Raw genomic sequence first — 24,924 nt, 5'->3', positions numbered from 1 at the left:
ACAGTGTCAACGGCTAAATCTTTTTATGCCGTCAACCGCTGAAAAAGCCGCCAAACGCCCGTTACGTGAGACAAAAATAGCGGTGCTGTTTTGCGACAGCGTATTAAATATCAATGTCCCTCATGATGGCTGATAAAAAAGCTGCTAATGGTAAGGTGATTTATTATCATCTTTTTATAATCGGCCCACACATCCAGATAACCCAATACATGCGCTACTTTCCTATGATTACGCTTACACTACTGGCGTCCGGCCTGCTTCCCGCCCAGGCACAACCCGACGTTCCGGCGATAAGCGAACGGGCTCGACGCCATTTCGAGATCCTACAGGTTGATATGCAAAGCGATAAACGGCATGACTACCGTCTTTTTATCGCCACGCCATGTCAGGCGGCTACCGAACAGGGTTATCCGGTTCTCTATATGTTGGACGGTAATGTTCAGTTCCCGTTGGCCGTGAACAGCTATAAAGAAGAAAACGGCCCTGCGCCGTTGATCGTCGCCGTTGGTTATCAGATAAACCAACCCTACGATGTACCGGCCAGAACGCGGGACTACACGCCGCCAACACCAATTCGCGACCCCGATTTTGCCGCAGGCGGAGAAGCCGAAACGTTTTATCAGTTCCTGCAAAATCAGGTGAAGCCCTGGATCGAAGCACGTTATCCGGTTGATAGTCGAAAACAGACGCTCGCCGGACACTCCTTCGGCGGATTGTTTACGCTTTATACGCTGTTCAATCATACTGAATCTTTCCAGCGCTATGTGGCGGCCAGTCCTTCCATCTGGTGGGGTGATGGCGTCGTTATCCCGACAAAAACACCTTTGCTTAGCGCCTCGCCCCAGTCCGTCACACTGAGTGTTGGCGGAGATGAAGATGAGTCAAAAAAGGCCGAGGCCGGACAACCGCCTGATGCGGAATACGCGGCGCGGCAAAACCAGAAAAAAATGGTAGCGAGAGCGCGCACGCTGGCCACACAATTAAAAGCTCAGGGAACCCATACTGAATTCATTCTGTTTCCTGGCAAAGACCACAGCAGCGTTATTCCTGATGCAATGGAAAAAGCAGTAATCATCGCGGGGCAATAATGCGCGCCGTAAAAAACCCGGCGCAGGCCGGGTTCGTTTTATCTGTTGCATCGATTATTGTTATTGCTGCGCTTCACGCTCGGCAATAAACGCCAACGCTTGGTCAATACGCGCCAGCGCTCGCTGCTGACCTATCGCTTTTACTGTTACGTCAACGCCAGGAGACTGTCCCGCGCCCGTCACCGCCACACGCAACGGCATCCCGACTTTGCCCATGCCTTGTCCCAGTTCATCAGCCGTTCCCTGAATGGCATGATGAATATTTTCCGCCGTCCAGTCAGTGATGGCGGCCAGCTTAGCGCGCACCCGTTCCAGCGGCTGACGCGCGACCGGACGCAGATGTTTCTTCGCGGCATCGGCATCAAACTGCTCAAAATCTTCATAGAAATAACGGCAGGAAGCCGCGATTTCCTTCAGCGTCTTGCAACGCTCGCCCAACAGCGTCACCAGTTCGCTCAATTGCGGGCCATTGCTGGTATTAATACCCGCTTGTTCAATGTGCCATGAAAGATGCGTCGCCGCGTATTCCGCCGGCAGATGATTAATATAGTGGTGATTCAGCCATTGCAGCTTTTCCGTATTAAACGCGCTGGCTGATTTGCTGACCGCATCCAGAGAAAACAGATTCTTCATCTCTTCAACAGAGAAGATTTCCTGATCGCCGCACGACCAGCCCAAACGCACCAGATAGTTGAGTAAGGCTTCCGGCAGGTAACCATCATCACGATACTGCATGACGCCGACCGCACCGTGGCGTTTGGACAGTTTCTTGCCATCGTCGCCCAGGATCATGGAAACATGCGCATATTCCGGGACCGGCGCATCCAACGCTTTCAATATATTGATTTGGCGCGGTGTATTGTTGATGTGGTCTTCACCACGGATCACATGAGTGATTTCCATATCCCAGTCATCAACCACCACACAGAAGTTATAGGTCGGCGAACCATCGGTACGACGAATGATCAAATCATCCAGTTCCTGATTGCTGAATTCAATCGGCCCGCGAATCCGGTCGTTAAAAATAACGGAACCATCCTGCGGGTTACGAAAACGCACCACGTGCGGTTCATCATCGGCGTGATGTTCATGCGAATCACGGCAATGACCGTCATAACGCGGTTTATCGCCGTTTGCCATCTGCGTTTCACGCAGCGCTTCCAGACGTTCTTTCGAACAATAGCATTTATAAGCCGTATCGTTTTCCAACATCTGATCGATAACCGCGTTATAACGATCAAAACGCTTGGTCTGGAAATACGGACCTTCATCCCAATCGAGATTCAGCCAGTTCATACCATCCATAATGGCATCGATGGCGTCCTGTGTGGAGCGTTCCAGGTCAGTATCTTCAATACGCAGAACAAACTCGCCGCCCTGATGACGGGCGAATAACCAGGAATAAAGTGCGGTACGGGCGCCACCAACATGCAGGTAGCCAGTTGGACTGGGAGCGAAACGGGTTTTGATTTTCATTTGGGATTAAAGCCTTATTACGCGACGGCTGTCGGCGTATACCGACATGAGTTCAGATAACCAAAGTGGCCGATATTCTACCACTCTGCCTCGATTCCTCAACGCTGTAACGCCTCACACCGGCGTTTATTACCGGCAGAATCTGTTGATTACCCGCCGAATTGCCCAAAGATGCGACATCTCCGGCGAGAATTAAAGCGCCCTGACTAATTTTACAACGAACACGCCTTTTAGTTTTAAAAAGCGTTGACTCACTTTCAACTATCCCTATAATGCGACTCCACACAGCGAGGGTGATTAGCTCAGCTGGGAGAGCACCTCCCTTACAAGGAGGGGGTCGGCGGTTCGATCCCGTCATCACCCACCACGCTTTTATTAGAGCGACTCGTTATGTGAAGTAAGTTGTGTGAAGCAAGAAGATTTGAGATTGGGTGATTAGCTCAGCTGGGAGAGCACCTCCCTTACAAGGAGGGGGTCGGCGGTTCGATCCCGTCATCACCCACCAATCTCATACCAGCGTCTTCTTGTTTAATGGAGTACAGAAGTGGGTGATTAGCTCAGCTGGGAGAGCACCTCCCTTACAAGGAGGGGGTCGGCGGTTCGATCCCGTCATCACCCACCACTTCTGCGGGTCGTTAGCTCAGTTGGTAGAGCAGTTGACTTTTAATCAATTGGTCGCAGGTTCGAATCCTGCACGACCCACCAATTCCGCAAAGTACTCCTTTCTAAAGTTAATCCGTCCGTAATCAATAGGTTAAATAAAACCTTTCTTTAATTATTCTCTTCATCCCTGAAGAATACTGCCCTGATTCACGTCGTAAAACCATAACGCAACGCTTCTCTCATCGCTTCAGCAGGGAATGCGGCGTCACGCCGAAAGCCTTGCGGAACGCATGGCTGAAATGCGAAAAATCGGAGAAGCCGAAATCCAGCGCGGCCTGGGAAATGCTGCGCACATTGCCGCGTTCAATCGCATCGCGGCTGTCCTGTAAACGTTCATGCCAGATAACCGACATCGGCGTTTTCTGATGGCGCGCAAAGGCTCTGGTGACGGTACGGGTGGAGACATGATGCGCGCCGGCGATGCGCTCAATGTTCAAATCCGGTTCGGTCAGATGGCGGCGGATATAGTTCATCATCCGCGCATACAGATCGCGCTCGACGCTGTTTTTCGCCAAATCCTGAAGCTCCAGGCTCAATACCAGCAGATCGAGCAATGTCTGGGAAAAACGGCCGGAGATAGCGTCGTCGTGCGATCCTATCGGTTCGACCGCGACCTGATAGAGCATTTCGCGTAGCGGAACCACCCCCGGGCGGCGTTCGTCCAGCACCACGGCGGTAAGATGCTCGACACCGGGCAATCGGGTGCTCAGCAGGTGACGGGGAATGCGGACCAGATGATTTTCAGCGCCGCCGAGGCTAAAGCGAAACGTCTGCGAAGCATCGTAGAGCACCAGGCTGTTCGCCGCCAGCGCCGCCCGGCGTCCTCCCTGCTCCAGTTGTCCATGACCGTTTCGGGTAAAGCCAAGCCACAGATCATCGTTGGGGCCGGAACGCAAATGGCGCGGCGTTCGCTCCCAGTAATGCAACGGCGCCGATAACGTGCAAATATCCACCAGCCCCACCCCGTGGACCTTAAGCCGGCCGTCGAAATCGCTGTCGGATAAGGGCTTGCTATCAGCGGGAATACAATGGCGCAACACCACTTCCTTCCAGTATTCGAAACGTTGTGGCGCGGCAACCGCGATAGTCGAATATTGAGTATGACTCATGGACCGCCTCGCGTTAACAGATCACCTAGAAACAATAAACAATCCCGTAACCGAGGCAAATAGCATGCCAAAGCCTTCGGCACGCCTGATCGCGAGGACAGCCCTGTTCTGAGCGCCGGATCGTTTCAACGCCAGTCACCTGCGTCGGCGCGCAACTGCCCCAAAATGGATCAATCACGCACCAGCGACACGCATCGCCGCCATCCCTTTTCTCCTTGCCCGGCATCGCTTCCGCCGAATGTCGCTGTCAGACAAACCCCTGTCTTTCTGAAACAAGCATATCACCGGACACAGGCAGTAATCTCTGGCTTATCGGGGTTTCATTCCCCCCGTTCAAAACAAGCGGAACCGGCAAGATTTCGTCAGAAAACGCGCCGAACCTGATGTGAAAACCGTTATCGGCAAACCCAATCTTGATAAACCAAGGAGCCCTCATGGAGTCCGCAATCGACAAGCACCTCAAGTGCCCCCGGACGTTGTCCCGCCGCGTCCCCGACGACTACCAGCCCCCCTTCCCCATGTGGGTGGGACGGGCCGACGAGCGACTGCAACAAGTGGTAATGGCTTATTTTGGCGTGCAATACCGCGACGAGGAACAGCGTCCCGCCGCACTGGAAGCCATGCGCCAGATCGTTGCCAGCTTCGATCTGCCTGACGGCCCGCAACATTATGATCTGACCCAGCATAGCGATAATCAGGGTTACGGGAATCTGATGATCGCCAGTTACTGGAAAGATCCCGCCGCCCACTGCCGCTGGCTGCGCTCTGCGGCGGTTGCCGGGTGGTGGGCGGCCGACGAACGCCTCAATGAAGGTCTGGGCTACTTCCGCGAGATCGTGGCGCCGAGCGCTGAACAGTTTGAGACGCTGTACGCCTTTCGCGACAACCTGCCCGGCGTCGGCGCCGTTATGGACGGCATCAGCGACGAAATTGAAGAACATGGCTACTGGGGTTCGATGCGCGACCGTTTCCCCGTCTCCCAGACGGACTGGATGCAGCCGACCGGCGTGTTGCGGGTGATCGCCGGCGACCCGGCAAAGGGGGGACGCGTGGTGGTTCAAGGTCATGACAACATCGCACTGATCCGTTCCGGCCAGGATTGGGTGAACGCCGAAGCGGATGAACGCGCCTTGTATCTCGACGAGATCCTGCCGACCTTGCAGGCCGGGATGGATTTCCTCATGGACAACGGCCAGATGTTGGGATGCTACAGCAACCGCTTTGTACGCAATATCGATCTGCAAGGAAACCTGCTCGATCTGAGTTATAACATCGGTCACTGGCGTTCGGTGGAAAAGCTTGAGCGCTGGGCGGAATCCCACCCTAATCACTTACGGATCTTCACCACTTTTTTCCGTGTGGCCGCCGGCCTGAAGAACCTGCGTCTATACCATGAGGTATCGGTATCGGACGAAAAAAATCAGGTATTCGAATACATCAACTGCCACCCGCAAACCGGTATGTTGCGCGATGCGCAATCAAACCAGGGCTAACCCTTTCCACAGGAGCATCACGATGAGCAAGTCACGCTATCTTTTTCTCGCCGCGCTGTTGCCGGCATTCTATACCCAGGCCGTCGAAGTAACGCCCGGCGACTACGAGCAATTGCCGGTGGGGACGACGTTGGGTTTGCTCTATTATCAACACGCTACCACCGACTCCCTCTATGCTCAGGGCCGCCAGACCAGTTCGGATTTTAACCTGAAGTCAGATATCGGCATGCTCCGTTTACTGCATGTTTACGCGCTGAGCGATACCCTCACTATCGATCCGCAGTTTCTGTTGCCTTTCGGCCGCATAGCGGGCGGCGCCGACGCCTCCGCGCTGGGGGATGCCAGCGGCACCGGCGATCTTATCCTGGCCGCGCCGTTAAAACTGCGCCTCAACAGCGCCAGAGATACGCTCAGTTTCACCCCTTATCTCTACGTCCCGACCGGCAGTTATAACAAGGATGATGCGCTTAATCTGGGAGAGAACCGCTGGAAAATCGACCTCCAGGCCGCCTACGTCAAGCACTTCCCAGAGAAGTGGGCCCTCGATCTGGTCGGCGACGCAATCTGGTACGGCGATAACAACGACTTTAGCGCCAATTCCGTCCGTCTGGAGCAGGATATTTCCTACACTGCTCAGATCATGGGGCGCTATATGCCGGATACCACTACCTCCTTCGGCATTGGTTTCGGCCATAACTGGGGCGGCGAAACCACCATCGACGGCGTCGCTCAGGACAACAAGCAGAAAACCACCGATATCCGTCTCACCGCCGCCAAATTCGTCACGCCCAAAGATCAGGTGCAGATACAACTGGGGCGGGATCTGTCGGTGGATAACGGCGCCAAAGAAGACTTTCGCATGAACCTGCGCTACGCCAGAGTTTTCTGATGCCGTCTCCCCGCTGATGAGGAGCGGAGGAACTGTCCTTCCCAACCAAAGGGCTGTCCTTCCCGGCCAAGCATGGACGAAACGGGAACCCTATATTTTCCCTAACCGGGCAGCTAGCCCGGTTAAAAACAAGAACAGGAGCACTTATGGCAATCACTCGTCCTAACATTGAACAACTTCTGGCTATCGCCAGCCGCCTGCACATGCGTTTGACGCCGGAGCAAGCCAGCGAATATTTGGCCCTGATGCAACCCAACTTCGACGCCTACGACCTGATCGACTCACTGCCCGACGACGTGCCGGAGGTGCGTTATCCGCGCACGGCGGGCTATCAGCCGAGCGGCGACGAAAACCGCTATAACGCCTGGTACTATAAGGCCGAGGTGAAAGGCGCGGCGGAGGGAAAACTGGCCGGGCGTACCGTGGTTCTCAAGGACAACGTGTCTCTGGCCAACGTGCCGATGATGAACGGTTCATCAACGCTCGAAGGGTTTGTTCCGACTTTCGACGCCACCGTGGTCACTCGCCTGCTGGACGCCGGCGCCACCATTCTCGGTAAAGCGACCAGCGAACATTTCTGTCTGTCCGGCGGCAGCCATACCTCCGATCCCGCGCCCGTACACAACCCGCATCGCCACGGCTATGCGGCGGGCGGCTCGTCCTCCGGCAGCGCGGCACTGGTCGCCGCCAGGGAAGCGGAGATGGCGATTGGCGCCGATCAGGGCGGCTCCATCCGCATTCCTTCCGCCTTATGCGGCATCTATGGTTTGAAACCGACTCACGGTCTGGTGCCTTACACCGGCGTCATGCCGATTGAAGCCACCATCGACCACGTTGGCCCCATCACCCGCAATGTGCGCGACAACGCCCTGATGCTGGAAGTGCTGGCCGGTGCGGACGGACTGGATCCGCGCCAGTATGCGCCGCCGGTCGAAACCTACAGCGATGCGCTGAGCCGCGGCGTCAAGGGGCTGAAAATCGGTATCCTAAGCGAAGGCTTCCAACTGGGCAATCTGGATCCCAGAGTCAGCGACAAGGTACGTGAAGCCATCGCACGTCTGGAAAGCCTGGGCGCGGTGGTCGAAGAGGTTTCCGTTCCTGAACACACGCTGGCGGGCGCGCTCTGGTCGCCTATCGGCTGCGAGGGATTGACCGCGCAGATGATGCATGGCAACGGTATGGGCTTTAACTGGAAGGGCCAATATGATGTCGCCTTGCTGGATAAGCACGCCGACTGGCGAAACCGCGCCGATGCCCTTGCCGCCTCGCTCAAGGTGTGTATGTTCGTCGGTCAGTACGGACTGGAACACTTCCAGGGCCGCTACTATGCCAAAGCCCAGAATCTGGCGCGCAAAGCGCGCGCCGGCTATGACGATGCCTTGTCCCGTTATGATCTATTGGTCATGCCCACGGTGCCGATCACCGCTCAGCCGCTTCCAGAGCCAGGCTGCTCCATCACCGAGTACATCACGCGCGCGTTTGAGATGATCGGCAACACCGCGCCGCAGGATATTACCGGCCACCCGGCCATGTCCGTTCCCTGCGGGCTGGTTGATGGTTTGCCGGTAGGACTGATGCTGGTTGGCCGTCATTATGCCGAAAGCACCATTTACCAGGCCGCCGCCGCGCTCGAAGCGGATTATGACTGGCAAAAATGCTAACCCACTGAGACTGTAAGGAGCCTGATATGAGCCATGAGCACGATCACACTGAACCGCCTGCGGATATCGAACTGCGCGTCAAGGCGCTGGAATCGCTGTTGCGCGAGAAGGGGCTGATTGACCCCGCCGCCCTCGACACGTTGATAGACACTTACGAAAATAAAATCGGACCGCGCAACGGCGCGCAAGTCGTCGCCAAAGCCTGGGCCGATGCGCAATACAAACAGCGGCTGCTGGAAAACGCCACTGCGGCCATCGCCGAACTGGGTTTCCGGCGTTCAGGGAGAAGACATGCTGGTGGTGGAGAATACGCCTCAGGTGCATAACGTGACGGTTTGTACATTATGCTCCTGCTACCCCTGGCCGACGCTGGGTCTGCCGCCGGTCTGGTACAAATCCGCGCCTTACCGGTCACGGATCGTGATCGAACCGCGCAGCGTTCTGGCGGAATTCGGGCTGGCGATCCCCGCGGACAAAGAGATTCGCGTCTGGGACAGCAGCGCCGAGTTGCGTTATCTGGTGCTGCCGGAGCGCCCGGCGGGAACCGATGGTTGGAGCGAGGAGCAACTGGCCGAACTCGTCACCAGGGATTCCATGATCGGCACCGGTCTTCCCCTTACCCCCGCTAACGCGGCATAACAGATGAGGAGCAACGCATGAACGGAATACACGATCTTGGCGGCATGCACGGCCACGGCCCGATCCTCGCCGAAGAGAATGAACCCTACTTCCGCCATGACTGGGAGCGCAAGATGTTCTCGCTGTTCCCGGCGCTCTTCGCCGGTGGGCATTTCAATGTGGATGAGTTCCGCCACGCCATGGAGCGAATGGAACCCGCCCATTACCTGCTCGCCAGCTATTACGAGCACTGGTTGCATGCGATAGAGACGCTGTTGTGCGAAAAGGGCGTGATCTCCGCCGCCGAACTTCAGGGCAGGGTTAAAGCGGTTACAAATATACCCTCCCCATCGGTGCTGACCAATGACATGGTGTCGCTGGTGGTTAAGACCGGCGCCTCCGCCCGCGTCGCCCACGACGTGGCCGCCCATTTCAAGGCAGGCGATCAGGTTCGCGCGAAGAATATCAATCCGACCACCCATACCCGTCTGCCGCGTTATGTGCGCGGTAAAGTCGGCACGATCGAGATCGACCACGGCGTTTTCGCCACGCCGGACACCATGGCGCATGGTCTGGGCGAACACCCGCAGCATGTCTACAGCGTGAGTTTCACCGCCGAGGAACTGTGGGGTGAAACGCGCCCGGACAAAGTCTATATCGATCTGTGGGATGACTATCTGGAGGAGGCATAAACATGGCGACGCAACTCAATTATGAGGCGATTGACTTGCCGCGGGACGAAGAAGGCCCGGTGTTCGACAAGCCGTGGCAGGCGCAGATTTTCTCACTGACGGTTCATCTGCATCAGGCGGGATGTTTCACCTGGCGCGAGTGGGTGCAGATATTCAGCGAAGAGATCAAGGCGGCGCCGGCCATGCCGGGGGAAAGCGTGAATGACGCCTACTACCGTCAGTGGGCCGCCGCGATGGAAAAGATGATGGCTTCTCTCGGACTCACCGGCGCAGATGACATCTCGCAGCGGGCGCAGGCATGGCGACAGGCTTATCTCAATACCCCGCATGGCCAACCCGTGTTGCTGGCGCACGCCGACTGTCCGCCGGCGCACCATCATGATCATCACCACTCGCCGCAGCGGGCGCCGGTGGCCGTCAGTCCGGCTTTCAGCGGCTAAAAAGCGCAGCGCCAGACGTCTCCTGAATGTCTGGCGCAGCAATGACATTCAACGCCGTCAATCAGGACGGCAAAGGAGTTATCAATGCATATTGAACCAGGCGTTGTTGAAAACAGTAAAATCTGGCTGAGTTATCTCTCGGCGGCGGGCATCGGAACCTATACCCTCAAGCAGGCGCTGTCGGCGACGCGTGATCGTGGCTTGCTGTCGCTGGCGTCGCGCTCCCTTGCCTGCACGCTGCTGGTTTTCAGTTTCTTTCAGGTGTTGCCCCACCATCCGGTCGGCGTTTCCGAGGTACACCTTATTCTCGGATCGACGCTGTTCCTGCTGTTCGGCGCCGCGCCTGCGGCCATCGGTTTGGCGTTGGGATTGTTGACTCAGGGCCTGTTCTTCTCCCCTTTCGATCTGCCGCAATACGGCATGAACGTCACCACGCTGCTGGTACCGCTGTTTGCGCTCTCCGCGCTGGCTAAACGCGTCATTCGGCCAGATACCCCATATGTCGAACTGACCTATCGTCAGGCGCTGGCGCTGTCGAGCACCTATCAGGCCGGTATCGTCACCTGGGTGGCGTTCTGGGCGTTCTACGGTCAGGGCTTCACCGCCGGGAACATTTCTTCCGTACTGTCGTTTGGCGGCGCTTATATGATGGTCATCATCGTTGAACCGCTGGTGGATCTGGCCGTCCTGAGCGTCGCGAAAGCGGCAAACCGTCTGCAAGGCAGCGCGCTGGTTGAGAAACGGCTTTATCAAGCCGCATAAAAACGGCGCAAAACCGCCGGTTCCCATGATTTGATGGAAACCGGCGGTCATTATTCCGACGCGCTGAATTGAAGAGAAGGTCAACAGCGATACTGCCAGCGTTTAGGCGGGAATTTAAATCTCCCAATCGTGGTTATAACGTTTGGGTTTGAACTGAATCACATCCCCTTTTTGCAAACCGTGTAGGCTGAGATCATCTTTCGCCACTTCCGCTTCGATAAGTTCCTGTTCATCGGCAAGTTTCAGCGACAAGCGCGTCAATGCGCCCAGCGGCCTGATATCCCTGACGACCACCGGCTGATAGCCTTCCTGCGCCTGAGCAGACAACGCGACTTCATGCGGACGGAACAAGATGGTTTCATCGGTCTGGGCGATTTTCAGCCGGTTACTGTCGCCCAGAAAGTGATAAACGAACTCGCTGGCCGGACGATTGTAGACTTCATCCGGGGTGCCAATCTGTTCAATGACGCCTTTGTTCATGAGCACAATACGATCGGCGACTTCCATCGCTTCTTCCTGATCGTGGGTGACAAACACCGATGTCAGATTGATATTTTCATGCAACTGAGACAACCAGCGACGCAACTCTTTCCGCACCTTGGCATCCAGCGCGCCAAAAGGTTCATCCAGCAACAAAATACTGGGTTCGACAATCAACGCGCGCGCCAGCGCAATCCGCTGGCGCTGGCCGCCGGAAAGCTGTTCGGGATACCGATCCGCCAGCCAGTCCAACTGCACCAGATTCAGTAATTCGTGAACTTTCTGTTCGATTTCACGCTTTGCGGGCCGAATGTTTTTCGGCTTCATGCGCAGGCCGAACGCTACGTTGTCGAATACCGTCATATGCCGGAACAGCGCATAATGCTGAAACACGAACCCGACATTACGTTTGCGCACATCATGAATAGAGACGTCTTCACCGTGGAAGATGATGCTGCCGCTGTCCGGTTGTTCCAGACCGGCGATAATGCGCAACAACGTGGTTTTACCACACCCCGACGGCCCCAGCAGCGCCACCAGTTCACCGCTTTGAATCGCCAGATTGATGTCGTTCAGCGCCCGGAACTGACCAAATTGTTTATTAATATTGCGGATCTCAATGCTCATTTTTGGTCAACTCCTGTTGTTTCTGTAATTGCCTCGTTAACCTGCTTTCGCTCCACTGGCGCAGCAACAGCATCACCAGCGACATCGCCAGCAGCAGGATGGCGACGCTGAACGCCGCGACAATGTTATATTCGTTATAAAGGATCTCTATATGCAGGGGCAGCGTATTGGTCAGCCCGCGAATATGACCGGAGATAACGGAGACCGCGCCAAACTCCCCCATCGCTCTGGCGGTGCACAACACCACGCCGTAGATAAGCGCCCACTTCACATTCGGCAGCGTAATGTGCCAGAACATCTGCCAGCCGTTGGCGCCCAGCAATCGCGCCGCTTCCTCTTCCTGCGAGCCTTGCTGTTCCATCAATGGGATCAGTTCACGCGCCACATAAGGCAAGGTGACGAAAATGGTCGCCAGCACAATGCCCGGCACCGCATACACCACCTCCAGATTATGCGCCGTCAGAAAGGGATAGAGCTTGCTTTGCGCCCCGAATAGCAGCACGTAGACCAGCCCGGCCACCACGGGTGAAACAGAGAACGGCAAGTCGATCAGCGCCAGCAGCAGACTCTTGCCGCGGAATTCAAATTTGGTCACACACCACGCGGTCGCCAGCCCGAAAACCACATTCAACGGCACGGAAATCGCCGTTGCCAGCAAGGTCAGCTTCAGTGCTGAAACCGCATCAGGTTCAGAAATGGCGTCCCAGAATGCCCCAATGCCGTTATCCAGACCTTGCGTCACCACCATCAGCAACGGTAACACCAGGATCAGGAAAAATACGATCCACGCCAGCGCGACCAGCACGTAATACGTCGCCGGCTGTTTTTTTGCTTGCTGTAGACGGCCTTGAGAAGAAATAACCTGTTCCATGACAGTCCGCCTTACAGCTTCGGTTGAATACGGCGCTGCAATAAATTAATCAGCAGCAACATAATGAAAGAAACCAGCAGCATAAACACGCCAATCCCGGTTGCGCCTTTATAGTCATACTGATCGAGTTTAGAGACGATCAACAGCGGCAGAATTTCGGTTTTAAACGGAATATTGCCCGCGATAAACACCACCGAACCGTATTCCCCCACCCCGCGCGCGAAGGCCAGCGCAAAGCCGGTCAACCAGGCTGGCAACAGCGTGGGAACCAGAACATGGCGAAACACCTGTATTGGCCGGGCGCCAAGACAGGCCGCCGCTTCTTCCACTTCCTGCGGAATATCCGCCAGAACGGGTTGCAGCGTGCGCACCACAAAAGGCAGGGTGACGAAAATCAACGCCAGCGTAATCCCGATGCCGGTATAGGCGATCTTGAAAGGAAACAGCGAACCAATCAGCCCGTTCGGGGCATACAACGCCGTTAATGCGATCCCGGCGACCGCGGTGGGCAACGCAAACGGCATGTCGATCATTGCATCGATGATTTTTCGCCCCGGAAAAGTATAACGAACCAATACCCATGCCAGCAGCGTTCCCAAGATGCCATTGATAAACGCCGCCGCCAGCGCGGTGCCAAAGGAGAGTCGCAGGGAGAAAAGCACCTGTCGGCTGGTGATTAGATCCCAAAATTGCGCCAGCGTTAACTGGCTTGCATAAATAAACATCCCTGCCAAGGGAATAAGGACAATCAAGCCTAAATAACTCAAGCTGAAGCCCAAAGTTAATCCGAAACCGGGCATTACCGGGGAGCTACGGTGTGACATACGGTGCCTTCAATAGTCGTACTCAATGATTCCGGCGAATCAAACTGTTGCCGACAAATCAAAGCCGCTGCGATACACAGCGGCTTACCAACAGCGGAAACCCATTACTTACTTATTAATTTTCTGGAAGATTTTGTCGAATACGCCGCCATCGTTAAAAAAGGTGTCCTGTGCGGCTTTCCAGCCGCCAAAGTCTTTGTCGATCGTTACCAGTTTCACCGGCGCAAACTGATCTTTAAATTCTTCGGCAATCTTAGCGTTGCGCGGACGGTAAAAGTTTTTACCGATAATCCGCTGCGCCTCATCGCTGTACAGGTATTGCAGATAGGCTTCCGCCTGTTTGCGCGTCCCTTTGCGCTCTACCACGTTGTCCACCACCGCAACCGGCGGCTCGGCCAGAATGGACAGGGATGGCGTCACAATCTCAAGCTGATCGCCGCCCTGTTCTTGCAAAGAGAGGTAGGCTTCGTTTTCCCACGCCAGAAGCACATCGCCTAACTGACGCTGAACAAAGCTGATGGTTGAACCGCGGGCGCCTGTGTCCAGAACGGGCGCATGACGGTACAACTCCGTCACGAACTTCAGCGCGCTTTCATCGTTGCCGCCGGGTTGCGCTTTGGCGTAAGCCCAGGCCGCCAGGAAATTCCAGCGCGCTCCGCCGGAGGTTTTCGGGTTTGGCGTAATGACTTCAACGCCCGGCTTCACCAGATCGCCCCAGTCCTTAATCTGTTTCGGATTGCCCTTTCTCACCAGGAAAACGATGGTGGAGGTATACGGCGTGCTGTTTTCCGGCAGACGCGCCTGCCAGTTCGGATCGATGAGTTGCCGATTCAGATTAAGCGCATCAATATCGCCTGCCAGCGCCAACGTCACCACATCCGCCTGAAGGCCGTCGATAACCGAACGCGCCTGTTTGCCCGACCCGCCGTGGGAATTCCTGATGGAAATAGCTTCGCCCGTCGTCGCTTTCCAGTGCTGGCTGAAAGCCGCGTTATATTGTTGATAAAGCTCTCGCGTGGGATCGTAGGAAACATTCAATAATTCCGTCGCAGCAGACGCCACGCCGGAAAACAACAGCGCTGCCGCAGCAACGGAAAGCCCCAGACGACGTATTGACATGGTTATCACTCCCTGGAATTTGCAAGCACCTATCGACCTGCCCGGCGCATCGGGTTATTCGTTACGTAGCGAATCAGGCAAATGTATAAATAACGATGAGCATGGCTGATTTACGCGCTTAATCGACACGGCTATCAGACTGACAATATGGAAGTGACAATAGAGGATATGGGAAAGTGGCAAAAATACTGTTTCGCGATAATTTATGCTATCGCGTTATATTGTTAATGGTTATGTAATAGTTTTCAATCTAAGTCAATCATCGTCCAGAACGAACGCCGCGGCTTCCCTTTTAAGGATCGCAACCAGCGGCGTCATTCTCTGCGTATTTAGTCCCCTGCGGACTTAGTCTTCTTCGTCAAGTTGCAGTGCAACATATAACAACAGACGATCGTCGAAATTCCCCAGATCCAGCCCGGTAAGTTCAGAAATGCGATTAAGACGGTACTCAAGCGTATTGCGGTGGATAAACAGCGTTTTGGCGGTCGCGCCGGGCTGGACATTATTACGAAACCAGGCGCCCAGCGTCCGGCGCAACAATCCGTTGCCATCCATCGCCTTTAGTTTGGTCAGGGGACGTACCAGTTCATTCGCCTGCCAGCCGCCGCGCAAACTATCCAGCAATACCGGCAGCATCAGATCCTGATAGAAATAACAACGCTGTGACGGCATACGCTGCTTGCCGACGCTCATGGTGGTTCGGGCGGTACGATAAGAGCGGGCGATACTGCCCGCGCCGGGAAAATAGTTCCCCAGCGCCAGACGGATCCGCAGACGACTGCTTTCCGCCATTCGGGACAGCAAATGGTCAACCCGACGGCGATGTTCTTCCGCATCCCAACGCCCATGACTGTTCAAGGCGGGTTTCAGCACCACCATTTCGGTCAGGGACACAATGGCGATCAGGTTATCGCGTTCAGGCGTGGTCAGCAGCGTCTGTAGCTGCTGCAACTCCGCCATCGCGCTGTCTACCCCGAGTTGCCCGCTATCGACCTCCAGCACGGCCACGACCCGTGGCTTATTCAGATCGATCCCCAGACGCTGCGCCCACTCCATCAAGGCGGGCGATAGCTCATCGGTGCGAATCAGGTTCAAAACCAGTTCTTCGCGCAGGCGGCTATCCTGCGCCAGTATATGCAGCAGCCTGGCCTGTTCCAGCATCATTTCAGCGGTCATGCATACCAGTTCGCCGTATTGCCGCAACTGGGCGGGATTCCCGGTCAGACCGATAACGCCCACAATTTCGCCATCAATACGCAGCGGCAGATTAATGCCGGGGCGCACGCCATGTAAATGACGCGCCACCGCATCATCAATATCCACGACCCGTCCCTGAGATAACGCCAGCAGCGCCCCCTCGTGCAATTCACCTAACCGCTCCTGATCGCCGCTGCCAATGATTTTGCCGCGATCATCCATCACATTGATATTACTATCAATAATCTGCATGGTCCGCGCAACGATATCCTGCGCCATCCTAGCATTAAGCTGATACGACGCCATTTCCACCTCGGACAGCAACACTGACAATTGCACCAGCATAACGTTACGTGCGGCGCTGCACATTGTGCAAATTAACAAAGAACCGGGAATTCGTTTGGAACTGTGGAAGAACTCACAAAATGTGGCGGGAAAAGGCGTCAGCCGGGTGCGGCAGCACCCGGCGTTAGAGATAAATTACTGAGTTAACAAATAGATATCGCTTTCGCCACGCCGAATGTTCAGCGCCAGCACCGCAGGTTTGCTGTCGAGAATTTTACGCAACTCGCCAATATTCCGCACCGGCTGCTGATTGACGCCGAAGATAATGTCGTCCTTTTTCAGACCAATTTTCTCAGCAGCCGAGCCTACCTTGACATTATCAACCTTGACGCCCTTCTGACCATCCAATTCCGTGTTGCTTAATTCAGCGCCTTCAATCCCCGTATAGAGGTTACCAGACGCCACCTGAGTCTGGCTGCTTTGCTGAAGCGTCACTTCGACCGTCAACGGTTTTCCGTAGCGCAACAGCCCCAGCGCAATCTTGCTGCCGACCGGTAACGAACCGACCTGAGCGCGCAACGCCGCGAAGCTGCTGATTGCTTTGCCGTTTAACGAAACAATCACGTCGCCGGCTTTGATACCCGCCGCCGCCGCTGCGGATTTCGGTTGAACCTGACTGACAAACGCGCCGCGCTGCGCATCCACTTTCATGGCCTGCGCCAGTTCCGAATTCAATTCCGTTCCGGTTATCCCCAACTCGCCTCGTCTTACCTCACCGAATTCGACGATCTGCTCGACCAGACTTTTCACCATATTGCTGGGAATGGCAAAACCGATCCCGATGTTGCCGCCGTCCGGCGCCAGGATCGCCGTATTCAGGCCGATCAACTCACCGTTGAGATTCACCAACGCGCCGCCGGAATTTCCCCGGTTGATCGCCGCATCGGTCTGAATAAAGTTTTCATAGTTTTCAATATTCAGTCCGCTGCGCCCCAACGCAGACACAATGCCGGAGGTTGCCGTTTCCCCCAATCCATAGGGGTTTCCGATCGCCACGGTATAATCCCCGACGCGTAACTGATCTGAATCGGCCAGTTTGATGGCGGTCAGGTTTTTAAAATCTTTTAACTGCACCAACGCAATATCCGAACGCGGATCTTTGCCGATGACTTTGGCATCATATTTACGTCCATCACTGAGCCTGACCTGAATTTTATCCGCATCGTCAACGACATGGTTATTGGTGACCACATAGCCTTTTTGCGCATTGATTACCACCCCGGCGCCTAGCGCCTGAAAGTTCTGTTGTTTGGAGGGTTGCCCTTCATCGTCGTCGTCACCTTGACACATGGGTGATTGCTGGAATGGCGAACCTTCCTGACAGAACGGTGAATCCTTGCCAAAGAAAGGCTGAAGCTGTGACGGAACACGCGCTTGATCGACATTGGTATGCCCTTCCACAAAGATACTGACGACGGAAGGCATCACTTTTTCCAACATCGGCGCCAGGCTGGGAAGCTGTCCGCTGGCAGGCAAGGAAGATGAGGAAACTGACTCAGCCGCATTCGACGCGACAGGCACGATGGCCATCGCCAGGCTTAAGGTCAGCGCGCTTAGAACCAATGATTTTCTTTTCATAGGGATAGGTCTCATATTTATCAACAGGCAAGTCTTGCGGCCCACACGCCACGGTCATGTTGTATGAGATAAATATGGACCAATACCGTTCAGATTGGGAAGAGGTTGAAGCGTAAGAAAGTATTGACCCGCTTTACAAAAAACCTTATTCCGCCGCCATCAATTTCCGATACTCATCATATGCATATAAATCGGTCATGCCGCTGATGTAGTCCTGAATCAAACGGGCGCGATAATAATATTCGCGGATCTCCTGCTCTTTGACGGACAGACCGTGCAACTTATCCACCGCTTCACGGTAAGCCAGACAGTGCTTACTGGATAATTTATGGTACAGCCGGGTTTCAATAGGATAGTGCTTATGACTATCTTCTTTCACCAACTGGCTGAAATCCCGGTATGACATCTCAAGCAACGGGCTATAAATATCCAGCAGCCCACGGATAACCCGATATCCCTGGAGTTCAAGCTGCTCCACTTCGTAGTGATTAAACACATGCTTCAGCGCAACATTTTTGAATACTTTCAGCAGGCGATTCTGCGGACTGCCATCTTCCAGCAACGCATGATTAAATGACCCGGCATAAATCGCCGGTAAATTATCGATAAAGCGTTGTGAAGCATGCGGCACCATTCGGGCGACGGTATTGACCCGCAGGTTCATAAAAAACTGATCGTTAACGCTGCGCCACGGTTGACGTTCTCGGCCCTCATACGCCTTGCCGACGGTTTTGGCGAACAGATCGCCGTTCTTCACCTCCCCCCAGGCGTCACGCAGGTGATCGTGGAGTTGTTCAATGGTGAGAATATCTTTTTCTACCGCGTCTTCTAAATCGGCAATGCAGTAAGAGATATCGTCCGCCGCTTCCATGATGTAAGTCAGCGGATAACGATGAAATTCGCCCATCGATAACTCGTCGCGCAAACGGGTGACGAACGCTTCCTCCGCCAGATAATAACCCGGCTTTTTCATCAGATAATCGTATTCGGCGGGGATTTTCTCGCACCAGTAGGCAGGACGGGTATATTTCAGAATGCAACCGACCTGACCGTAGGTCAGATTCAGCTTGAGCAAAGTATGCACCAAGCGGATAGCCTGCGCATTGCCTTCAAAATGACTTAAATCCTGACGAATTCTGCCGCGCAATTCATTAAACCCGTCATCCTGCATTCGGAGGAAATCGACCCGACAGCGGTCTTCTTGACTTGCCTCGTCGCCAAGAAAGTCAATATCCATTAACCGGCAGAACCAGTTATTAATCGCGGATTCGCCAAAATGACCGAACGGCGGATTGCCGATGTCATGCATCAGGCACGCCATTTCCACCATGCTTTCAAACGGGGTTTGCCGGTTTTCCAATCCCAGTTCCTTGAGTCGGTCCGTTTCTTTCAGGCGGTGGATGAGCTCTTTAACGATATAACGTCCTACCTGTTGCACTTCCATAGAGTGAGTCAGACGTGAGCGCACCGCGGCATTGCGCTCCAGCGGAAAGACCTGCGTTTTTTGCTGAAGGCGGCGGATCGCCGCAGAATTGATGATGCGTCCGCGATCGCTTTCAAACTGACGAACGACGGCATATTCATCCTCGGCTGTAATCTCGGCGCTAAAGGGCCGCTGGAAGCTTATCTTCTTCGTAAAATCGATATCAGACATACGATTCTCCATGTAACACCGCTAACGTCAGTTCACACGCTCCATTTACGCTTGTCAGCCATGATAGACTAGCTGACACTATACTCGTGCTATTTATAACAAAATTTGTGGGGATCTTTATGAAAGTCGGCATTATTGGCGCAATGGAACAAGAAGTGACGCTGCTGCGCGATCGCATCGAAAATCGGCAGACCTTGCAGCGCGCCGGATGTGAAATCTACAGCGGACAGTTAAATGGTGTGGAAGTCGCATTACTGAAATCCGGGATTGGCAAAGTGTCCGCCGCGTTGGGCGCCACCTTGTTGCTGGAGCATTGCCAGCCGGATGTGGTGATTAATACCGGTTCCGCCGGCAGACTCGCCTCCACCTTGAACGTCGGCGATATTGTGGTTTCCGATGAGGTGCGCTATCACGATGCCGATGTGACCGCGTTTGGCTATGAACCCGGTCAGATGGCGGGCTGTCCGGCGGCGTTCATCGCCGACGAGCGTTTGATCACGCTGGCGCAGGAGGCGATTGCCCGGCTGCAACTCAATGCCGTGCGCGGTTTGGTGGTCAGCGGCGATGCCTTTATCAACGGCGCTGAACCGCTGGCGCGTATCCGCAACACGTTTCCTCAGGCTATCGCGGTAGAAATGGAAGCCACTGCGGTGGCGCATGTCTGCCATCAGTTTGGTGTTCCTTTTGTCGTCGTGCGAGCCATTTCCGACGTGGCCGATCAGGAATCGCACCTCAGTTTCGACGCGTTCCTGGCGGTGGCCGCCGAGCAATCTACCCGAATGGTGGAAACCATGTTGCAGGCGTTGGCTAAGCGTTAATCATGAGGCAGTCATGGACGCGACGCCTGCTGGGTGCGCTGCTTTTTTCACTACTGGCGACGGCAAACGCCGCGCCAGAACGCGTGATCAGCCTGGCGCCCCATGCCACCGAACTCGCTTATGCGGCGGGCATGGGCGAGCAATTGATCGCGGTCAGCGCCTGGTCGTATTATCCGCCAGCGGCGAAAAAACTGGAGCGAGTAGCATCCTGGCAGGGGATTAATTTGGAGCGGATCCTGGCGCTCAAGCCTGATCTCATTCTGGTCTGGCGTGAAGGCAACGCGCAAAGGCCGCTGGAACAACTGGCCAATTTCGGCATTCCCATCGTTTATCTCGATCCCAAAACACTGGACGCTATTCCCGCCGCGCTGCAACAATTGGCGGCATACAGCGATCATCCTGATCAGGCAGAAAAAGCCGCTGCCGCGCTTCGCCGGCAAATAACGGATTTACGGCAACGCTACGTCGGCAAAACGCGCCCGCCGTTGCGCGTCTTTATACAATTTGGCTCGCAACCACTTTTTACCTCGTCGAAAGACACCCTGCAAAGCCAGATCGTGTCACTGTGCGGCGCGCGGAATATTTTTAGCGACAGCCCGGTGCCCTGGCCGCAGGTCAGCCGGGAGCAGGTCTTACGGCGTGCGCCGCAGGCCATTATCATCAGCGGTTCAGCCTCCGCCATTGCCAATACGCAGGCGTTCTGGACACCGCAACTCGCTGTTCCGGTGATCGCGGTGAATGAAGATTGGTTTAATCGCAGCGGGCCACGTTTACTGCTGGCGGCCCAACAGATCTGCCGGCAACTATCGCGCTATTAGCCCATCCCACGCGTAAAAAAACCCGTGCGCCGACGATGGCCGCACGGGTTTTTCAACCGACGAAATGACTTATCAGATACTGAAAGAAGAGCCACAACCGCAAGTGGTTTTGGCATTCGGGTTGGTGACGATAAAACGCGAACCTTCCAACCCTTCCGTGTAGTCCACCGAACCACCCACCAGATATTGCAGACTCATCGGATCGACCACCAAAGCCACGCCTTGCTTTTCAATGGTCATGTCGCCTTCGTTGATTTGATCATCAAAGGTAAAACCGTATTGGAAGCCGCTGCAACCGCCACCCGTAATATAAACCCGAAGTTTCAGATCAGGATTCTCTTCATCGGCAATCAGGTTTTTCACCTTGATGGCTGCCGCATCGGTAAATTGCAGTGGCAATGCTATATCGTCGCTCATCTTTTTTACTCCCAACTCAGGGCTTATCAGGTGATACGCCCGCACTCATAGACTTATTATCCGGCAGTAAACGAAAACGTTCAAGATTTGACACTGGCCGCTGAATTAATCGTCCTATTATGCAACGGCGCCTGCGTCACAGCCAGTGATCTCATTGGCGATGGCACGTTATGTTTTGAACAGCGGGCCAGTACAACGATTTCATAACCGTGGGCAGTTGATTAGAATGGCCTTACTTTCCATGATAATCACAACGTCAGGATCACTTAATGAACAAATCTGAAAGTCTGTATGCCGCGGCACAGCAACTTATTCCGGGCGGCGTCAACTCGCCGGTACGCGCGTTCAACGGCGTCGGCGGCGTGCCGCTGTTTATCGAACGGGCGGACGGCGCCTACCTTTATGACGCGGATGGTCAATGCTATATCGATTACGTCGGCTCCTGGGGGCCGATGGTGCTGGGACATAACCACCCGGCCATTCGTCAGGCGGTGATCGCGGCGGCGGAGCACGGATTAAGCTTCGGCGCGCCGACGGAAATCGAAGTGCAAATGGCCCGGCTGGTGACATCGCTGATGCCCGGCATGGAGATGGTGCGCATGGTGAACTCCGGGACGGAAGCCACCATGAGCGCCATTCGTCTGGCCCGCGGCTATACCGGGCGCGATAAAATCATCAAGTTTGAAGGATGCTATCACGGTCATGCCGATGGTCTGCTGGTCAAAGCCGGTTCAGGCGCCCTGACGCTGGGACAGCCCAACTCGCCCGGCGTACCCGCCGACTTCGCCCGCCACACGCTGACCTGCACCTATAATGACTTATCCTCGGTGCGCGCCGCGTTCGAGCAATACCCGCAAGACATCGCCGCGATTATTGTCGAACCGGTGGCGGGCAATATGAACTGCGTGCCGCCGTTGCCGGAATTCCTGCCGGGGTTGCGCGCGTTGTGTGACGAATTCGGCGCACTGTTCATCATTGATGAAGTGATGACCGGTTTTCGTGTGGCGCTGGCGGGCGCGCAAGCTCACTATGGCGTTCAGCCCGATTTAACCTGTCTGGGTAAAATTATCGGCGGCGGCATGCCGGTTGGCGCCTTCGGCGGCAAACGAGAAGTCATGCAGGCGCTGGCGCCGGTCGGCCCGGTGTATCAGGCCGGTACGCTCTCCGGCAACCCGATTGCGATGGCCGCGGGTTTTGCCTGCCTGACGGAAGTGGCGAAACCCGGCGTCCATCAGAAACTGACGGAACTGACGCGACAGCTTGCCGAAGGGCTGCTGTCCGCCGCCAAAGCGGAACATATTCCGCTGGCAGTCAATCAGGCGGGTGGGATGTTTGGTCTGTTCTTTACCGATGCCGACAGCGTGACCTGCTATCAGGATGTGATGCAGTGTGACGTGGAACGCTTCAAGCGCTTCTTCCATATGATGTTGGAACAAGGCGTCTATCTGGCCCCTTCCGCCTTCGAAGCCGGGTTTATGTCGCTGGCTCACAGCCAACAGGATATTGAACGCACGATCGAAGCGGCGCAACGTTGCTTTGCGCGTTTGTAAAGTAAGGCGACCTGATTTCTAACGGCGTCATTCAGTTGGCGCCACAACCGATGTAAAGATCTCGATTATCGCCAAAATAGTTGAACCCGCCTATATTGTGACTGATCTGGGGACGAACGGCACGCCGTAAAACGCCGCCTTAGTTTTCGTCCGGGGGCGCAATGCCGCTCATTTCGCAAGCCAGCGCCCCCGCCCGTTTAAGCGCATACCGGTAACGCTCATCAAAAGGATAACAACAGGAGAGACGAATGGCGTGTTGGCAGCGGTCGCTCAAGGTGTAAAGCGCGCCGGGCGTCACGCAGATCTTTTCCTGCAACAGACGATGAAACAGCGCCACGCCATCCACCTCGCCAGGCATTTCCAGCCAGAAGACAAAACCGCCTTGCGGCTGGGTGGCGCGGGTGCCTTGCGGAAAATGGCGGACAATCAGCCCACGGGCCTCATCCAACTGGGCGGCATAGCGACGGCGCAACGTGCGCAGATGGTGATCGTAGCCGCCGGATTGCAGAAATTGCGCCAGCGTCTCCGACAACAGCGCGGACTCCGCCATTGACGACACGGCTTTCAGCCGCGCTATCATCGCACTGAAGCGGCCCGCCGCCATCCAGCCGATACGAAAATCGGGGGCCAGGGTCTTGGTGAAGCTCGAACAGTAAATCACCCACCCGTCGCGATCGAACGCCTTGACCGCTGGGGAAAGCGGCCAGCTAAACTGTAGCTCGCCATACAAACCGTCTTCTATCAGCGGAACCTGATAGTCGTTCACCAATTTCGCCAGTCGCTTTTTATCCGCCAGCGTCATGCTGCAACCCAGCGGATTTTGTACATTCGGCATGGCGATGATCGCCTGAAGCCGTCGTTCCGAAAGCAGCATCTCCAGCGCATCCAATGATAGCCCACGCTGCGGATCGGTCGGAATTTCCACTGTTTTCAGTCCCAGACTGGCCAGCAATGGAAACAGATAAAAATAGGTCGGCGTTTCCAGCCCCACGCAGTCCCCCGGTTGCGTCACCGCCCGTAATGCCAACTGAAGCGCCTCCATGCAGCCGTGAGTGACGGTGACATCCTCGCCGCTCAACGCGATGCCTGAGTCCATCGCCCGCCGCGCCACTTCACGACGCAGCCGCTCACTTCCCGGCGGTAAGGCATAGCGGCCAATGATATCGGGATGACGGCGCAGAAGCGAAGCGGTAATGCGGCTGATCTTCGCGCTGGGATAAAAATCGCTGTTTTGTGGACAGGCGAGAGAAATATTGAGGTAATCGGGATGATTCTGCGCGGCGAAAACCGTATCGATCAGATCCAGTTTTTCACTACCCGGAATGATGACCTGAGCACGATGCCGCGGCGCTTTCGTCAACGACGGCAACCGTCCGCGCACAAAATAGCCGGATTGCGGACGCGCTTCGATCAAACCGCGATCTTCGAGAATGCGCCAGGCATTAAGCACAGTATTGACGCTGACCTGATGCGATCCCGCTACGCGACGGATAGCCGGTAGACGGCTTCCCGGCTGCCAGGTTCCGTGATGGATCGCCGTGGCGAAGGTTTCCGCCAACTGTTGATAAAGCGTGCTTTCCTGCGGATCGATAATGGACACAATTACCTCGCCAACCGATGGGTACAATTAATCATTCATAGCATCTGTACTCATTACAATAATCTTTTTGTGTATCTGTTACCATTCCCTTCTTCCCTTTTATGATGGTGTTCTTACTCAGCGTCAAAAGGAACG

General features: G+C 55.2%; 21 protein-coding genes, 4 tRNA genes and 1 pseudogene. 15 read left to right on the top strand and 11 right to left on the bottom strand.

The features are described 5' to 3' along the window. Positions 1-224 precede the first annotated feature (224 nt). Complete coding sequence (locus tag DES54_RS07160; RefSeq protein WP_240634965.1) at positions 225-1,088, top strand: alpha/beta hydrolase; 864 nt, start codon at positions 225-227, stop codon at positions 1,086-1,088. A gap of 60 nt (positions 1,089-1,148) precedes the next feature. On the opposite strand, the gene gltX is transcribed toward DES54_RS07160, so the two are convergent. Continuing rightward, entirely contained in the window at positions 1,149-2,564 is a 1,416-nt protein-coding gene (gltX, locus tag DES54_RS07155; RefSeq protein WP_113865937.1) for a glutamate--tRNA ligase, read from the bottom strand. Between the two features lie 291 nt (positions 2,565-2,855). Between gltX and DES54_RS07150 the strand changes: the two genes are divergently transcribed. The 4 genes from DES54_RS07150 (at position 2,856) to DES54_RS07135 (ending at position 3,269) form a co-directional block, all read left to right on the top strand. Then, positions 2,856-2,931 (top strand) — tRNA-Val (locus tag DES54_RS07150). A gap of 62 nt (positions 2,932-2,993) precedes the next feature. Beyond that, positions 2,994-3,069, top strand: a tRNA-Val gene (locus tag DES54_RS07145). 41 nt (positions 3,070-3,110) lie between these two features. After that, positions 3,111-3,186, top strand: a tRNA-Val gene (locus DES54_RS07140). A gap of 7 nt (positions 3,187-3,193) precedes the next feature. Next, a tRNA-Lys gene (locus tag DES54_RS07135) sits at positions 3,194-3,269 on the top strand. A 137-nt stretch (positions 3,270-3,406) separates the two neighbouring features. On the opposite strand, the gene DES54_RS07130 is transcribed toward DES54_RS07135, so the two are convergent. After that, positions 3,407-4,336: an AraC-like ligand-binding domain-containing protein gene (locus tag DES54_RS07130; RefSeq protein ID WP_113865935.1), complete on the bottom strand. Its 930-nt coding sequence runs from the start codon at positions 4,334-4,336 to the stop codon at positions 3,407-3,409. 434 nt (positions 4,337-4,770) lie between these two features. Between DES54_RS07130 and oxdA the strand changes: the two genes are divergently transcribed. The 7 genes and pseudogenes from oxdA to DES54_RS07090 all read left to right on the top strand — a co-directional run bounded on the left by oxdA (position 4,771) and on the right by DES54_RS07090 (position 10,891). Continuing rightward, positions 4,771-5,829: an aliphatic aldoxime dehydratase gene (oxdA, locus tag DES54_RS07120; protein WP_113865931.1), complete on the top strand. Its 1,059-nt coding sequence runs from the start codon at positions 4,771-4,773 to the stop codon at positions 5,827-5,829. Between the two features lie 22 nt (positions 5,830-5,851). Beyond that, positions 5,852-6,718, top strand: a complete 867-nt coding sequence (locus DES54_RS07115; RefSeq protein ID WP_113865930.1) for a transporter — start codon at positions 5,852-5,854, stop codon at positions 6,716-6,718. Between the two features lie 146 nt (positions 6,719-6,864). Further along, positions 6,865-8,379 (top strand): amidase, encoded by a 1,515-nt coding sequence (locus DES54_RS07110; protein WP_113865928.1) that lies wholly within the window; start codon positions 6,865-6,867, stop codon positions 8,377-8,379. 26 nt (positions 8,380-8,405) lie between these two features. Next, positions 8,406-9,018: pseudogene (gene nthA / locus DES54_RS19165) on the top strand (nitrile hydratase subunit alpha). A gap of 17 nt (positions 9,019-9,035) precedes the next feature. Beyond that, the gene (gene nthB, locus DES54_RS07100; RefSeq protein WP_113865926.1) at positions 9,036-9,689 is read left to right on the top strand and encodes a nitrile hydratase subunit beta; all 654 of its coding nucleotides are present in this window, start codon (positions 9,036-9,038) and stop codon (positions 9,687-9,689) included. Next, entirely contained in the window at positions 9,686-10,129 is a 444-nt protein-coding gene (locus DES54_RS07095; RefSeq protein WP_113865924.1) for a nitrile hydratase accessory protein, read from the top strand. The genes nthB and DES54_RS07095 overlap by 4 nt, the downstream gene beginning before the upstream one ends. An 84-nt stretch (positions 10,130-10,213) precedes the next feature. Continuing rightward, positions 10,214-10,891: an energy-coupling factor ABC transporter permease gene (locus DES54_RS07090; RefSeq protein ID WP_113865922.1), complete on the top strand. Its 678-nt coding sequence runs from the start codon at positions 10,214-10,216 to the stop codon at positions 10,889-10,891. A gap of 114 nt (positions 10,892-11,005) precedes the next feature. On the opposite strand, the gene DES54_RS07085 is transcribed toward DES54_RS07090, so the two are convergent. From DES54_RS07085 to dgt, 7 genes are all read right to left on the bottom strand, one after another. Beyond that, positions 11,006-11,998 (bottom strand): sulfate/molybdate ABC transporter ATP-binding protein, encoded by a 993-nt coding sequence (locus tag DES54_RS07085; RefSeq protein WP_113865920.1) that lies wholly within the window; start codon positions 11,996-11,998, stop codon positions 11,006-11,008. Beyond that, the gene (gene cysW, locus DES54_RS07080) at positions 11,988-12,869 is read right to left on the bottom strand and encodes a sulfate ABC transporter permease subunit CysW (protein ID WP_113865918.1); all 882 of its coding nucleotides are present in this window, start codon (positions 12,867-12,869) and stop codon (positions 11,988-11,990) included. Before cysW ends, DES54_RS07085 begins: the two co-directional genes overlap by 11 nt. Before the next feature lie 11 nt (positions 12,870-12,880). Further along, a complete protein-coding gene (cysT, locus tag DES54_RS07075) occupies positions 12,881-13,693 on the bottom strand; it encodes a sulfate ABC transporter permease subunit CysT (protein WP_113865916.1) in 813 nt (270 codons plus the stop codon). A 108-nt stretch (positions 13,694-13,801) separates the two neighbouring features. Continuing rightward, positions 13,802-14,812: a sulfate ABC transporter substrate-binding protein gene (locus tag DES54_RS07070; protein WP_113865914.1), complete on the bottom strand. Its 1,011-nt coding sequence runs from the start codon at positions 14,810-14,812 to the stop codon at positions 13,802-13,804. Between the two features lie 345 nt (positions 14,813-15,157). Then, positions 15,158-16,315, bottom strand: a complete 1,158-nt coding sequence (locus DES54_RS07065) for a CdaR family transcriptional regulator (RefSeq protein ID WP_113865976.1) — start codon at positions 16,313-16,315, stop codon at positions 15,158-15,160. Positions 16,316-16,489: 174 nt separating this feature from the next. After that, positions 16,490-17,932 carry a serine endoprotease DegP gene (gene degP, locus DES54_RS07060; RefSeq protein ID WP_113865912.1) on the bottom strand — a complete coding sequence of 481 codons (1,443 nt, stop codon included), beginning with the start codon at positions 17,930-17,932 and terminating at the stop codon, positions 16,490-16,492. 145 nt (positions 17,933-18,077) lie between these two features. Next, the gene (gene dgt, locus DES54_RS07055) at positions 18,078-19,586 is read right to left on the bottom strand and encodes a dGTPase (RefSeq protein WP_113865910.1); all 1,509 of its coding nucleotides are present in this window, start codon (positions 19,584-19,586) and stop codon (positions 18,078-18,080) included. A gap of 119 nt (positions 19,587-19,705) precedes the next feature. On the opposite strand from dgt, the gene mtnN reads away from it, so the two are divergent. Continuing rightward, the gene (gene mtnN, locus DES54_RS07050) at positions 19,706-20,404 is read left to right on the top strand and encodes a 5'-methylthioadenosine/S-adenosylhomocysteine nucleosidase (RefSeq protein ID WP_113865908.1); all 699 of its coding nucleotides are present in this window, start codon (positions 19,706-19,708) and stop codon (positions 20,402-20,404) included. A 2-nt stretch (positions 20,405-20,406) separates the two neighbouring features. Beyond that, positions 20,407-21,222: a vitamin B12 ABC transporter substrate-binding protein BtuF gene (btuF, locus tag DES54_RS07045; protein ID WP_113865906.1), complete on the top strand. Its 816-nt coding sequence runs from the start codon at positions 20,407-20,409 to the stop codon at positions 21,220-21,222. Positions 21,223-21,294: 72 nt separating this feature from the next. Here btuF and erpA read toward each other — a convergent pair whose 3' ends face one another. Next, positions 21,295-21,639, bottom strand: a complete 345-nt coding sequence (gene erpA, locus DES54_RS07040; RefSeq protein WP_113865904.1) for an iron-sulfur cluster insertion protein ErpA — start codon at positions 21,637-21,639, stop codon at positions 21,295-21,297. 269 nt (positions 21,640-21,908) lie between these two features. Here erpA and hemL point away from each other — a divergent pair, with 269 nt between their 5' ends. Next, a complete protein-coding gene (gene hemL / locus DES54_RS07035) occupies positions 21,909-23,189 on the top strand; it encodes a glutamate-1-semialdehyde 2,1-aminomutase (RefSeq protein WP_113865902.1) in 1,281 nt (426 codons plus the stop codon). A gap of 139 nt (positions 23,190-23,328) precedes the next feature. Here the strand turns inward: hemL and DES54_RS07030 are convergent, their stop codons facing one another. Continuing rightward, the gene (locus DES54_RS07030; RefSeq protein ID WP_113865900.1) at positions 23,329-24,789 is read right to left on the bottom strand and encodes an aminotransferase-like domain-containing protein; all 1,461 of its coding nucleotides are present in this window, start codon (positions 24,787-24,789) and stop codon (positions 23,329-23,331) included. Between the last annotated feature and the right edge of the window lie 135 nt (positions 24,790-24,924).

The sequence above is a fragment of the Brenneria salicis ATCC 15712 = DSM 30166 genome (genome assembly GCF_003315515.1).
In the GTDB taxonomy this organism is placed as follows: Bacteria; Pseudomonadota; Gammaproteobacteria; order Enterobacterales; family Enterobacteriaceae; genus Brenneria; species Brenneria salicis.
The sequence above is the reverse complement of the archived record's forward strand: the minus strand, read 5'-3'. Positions and strand labels throughout refer to the sequence as shown.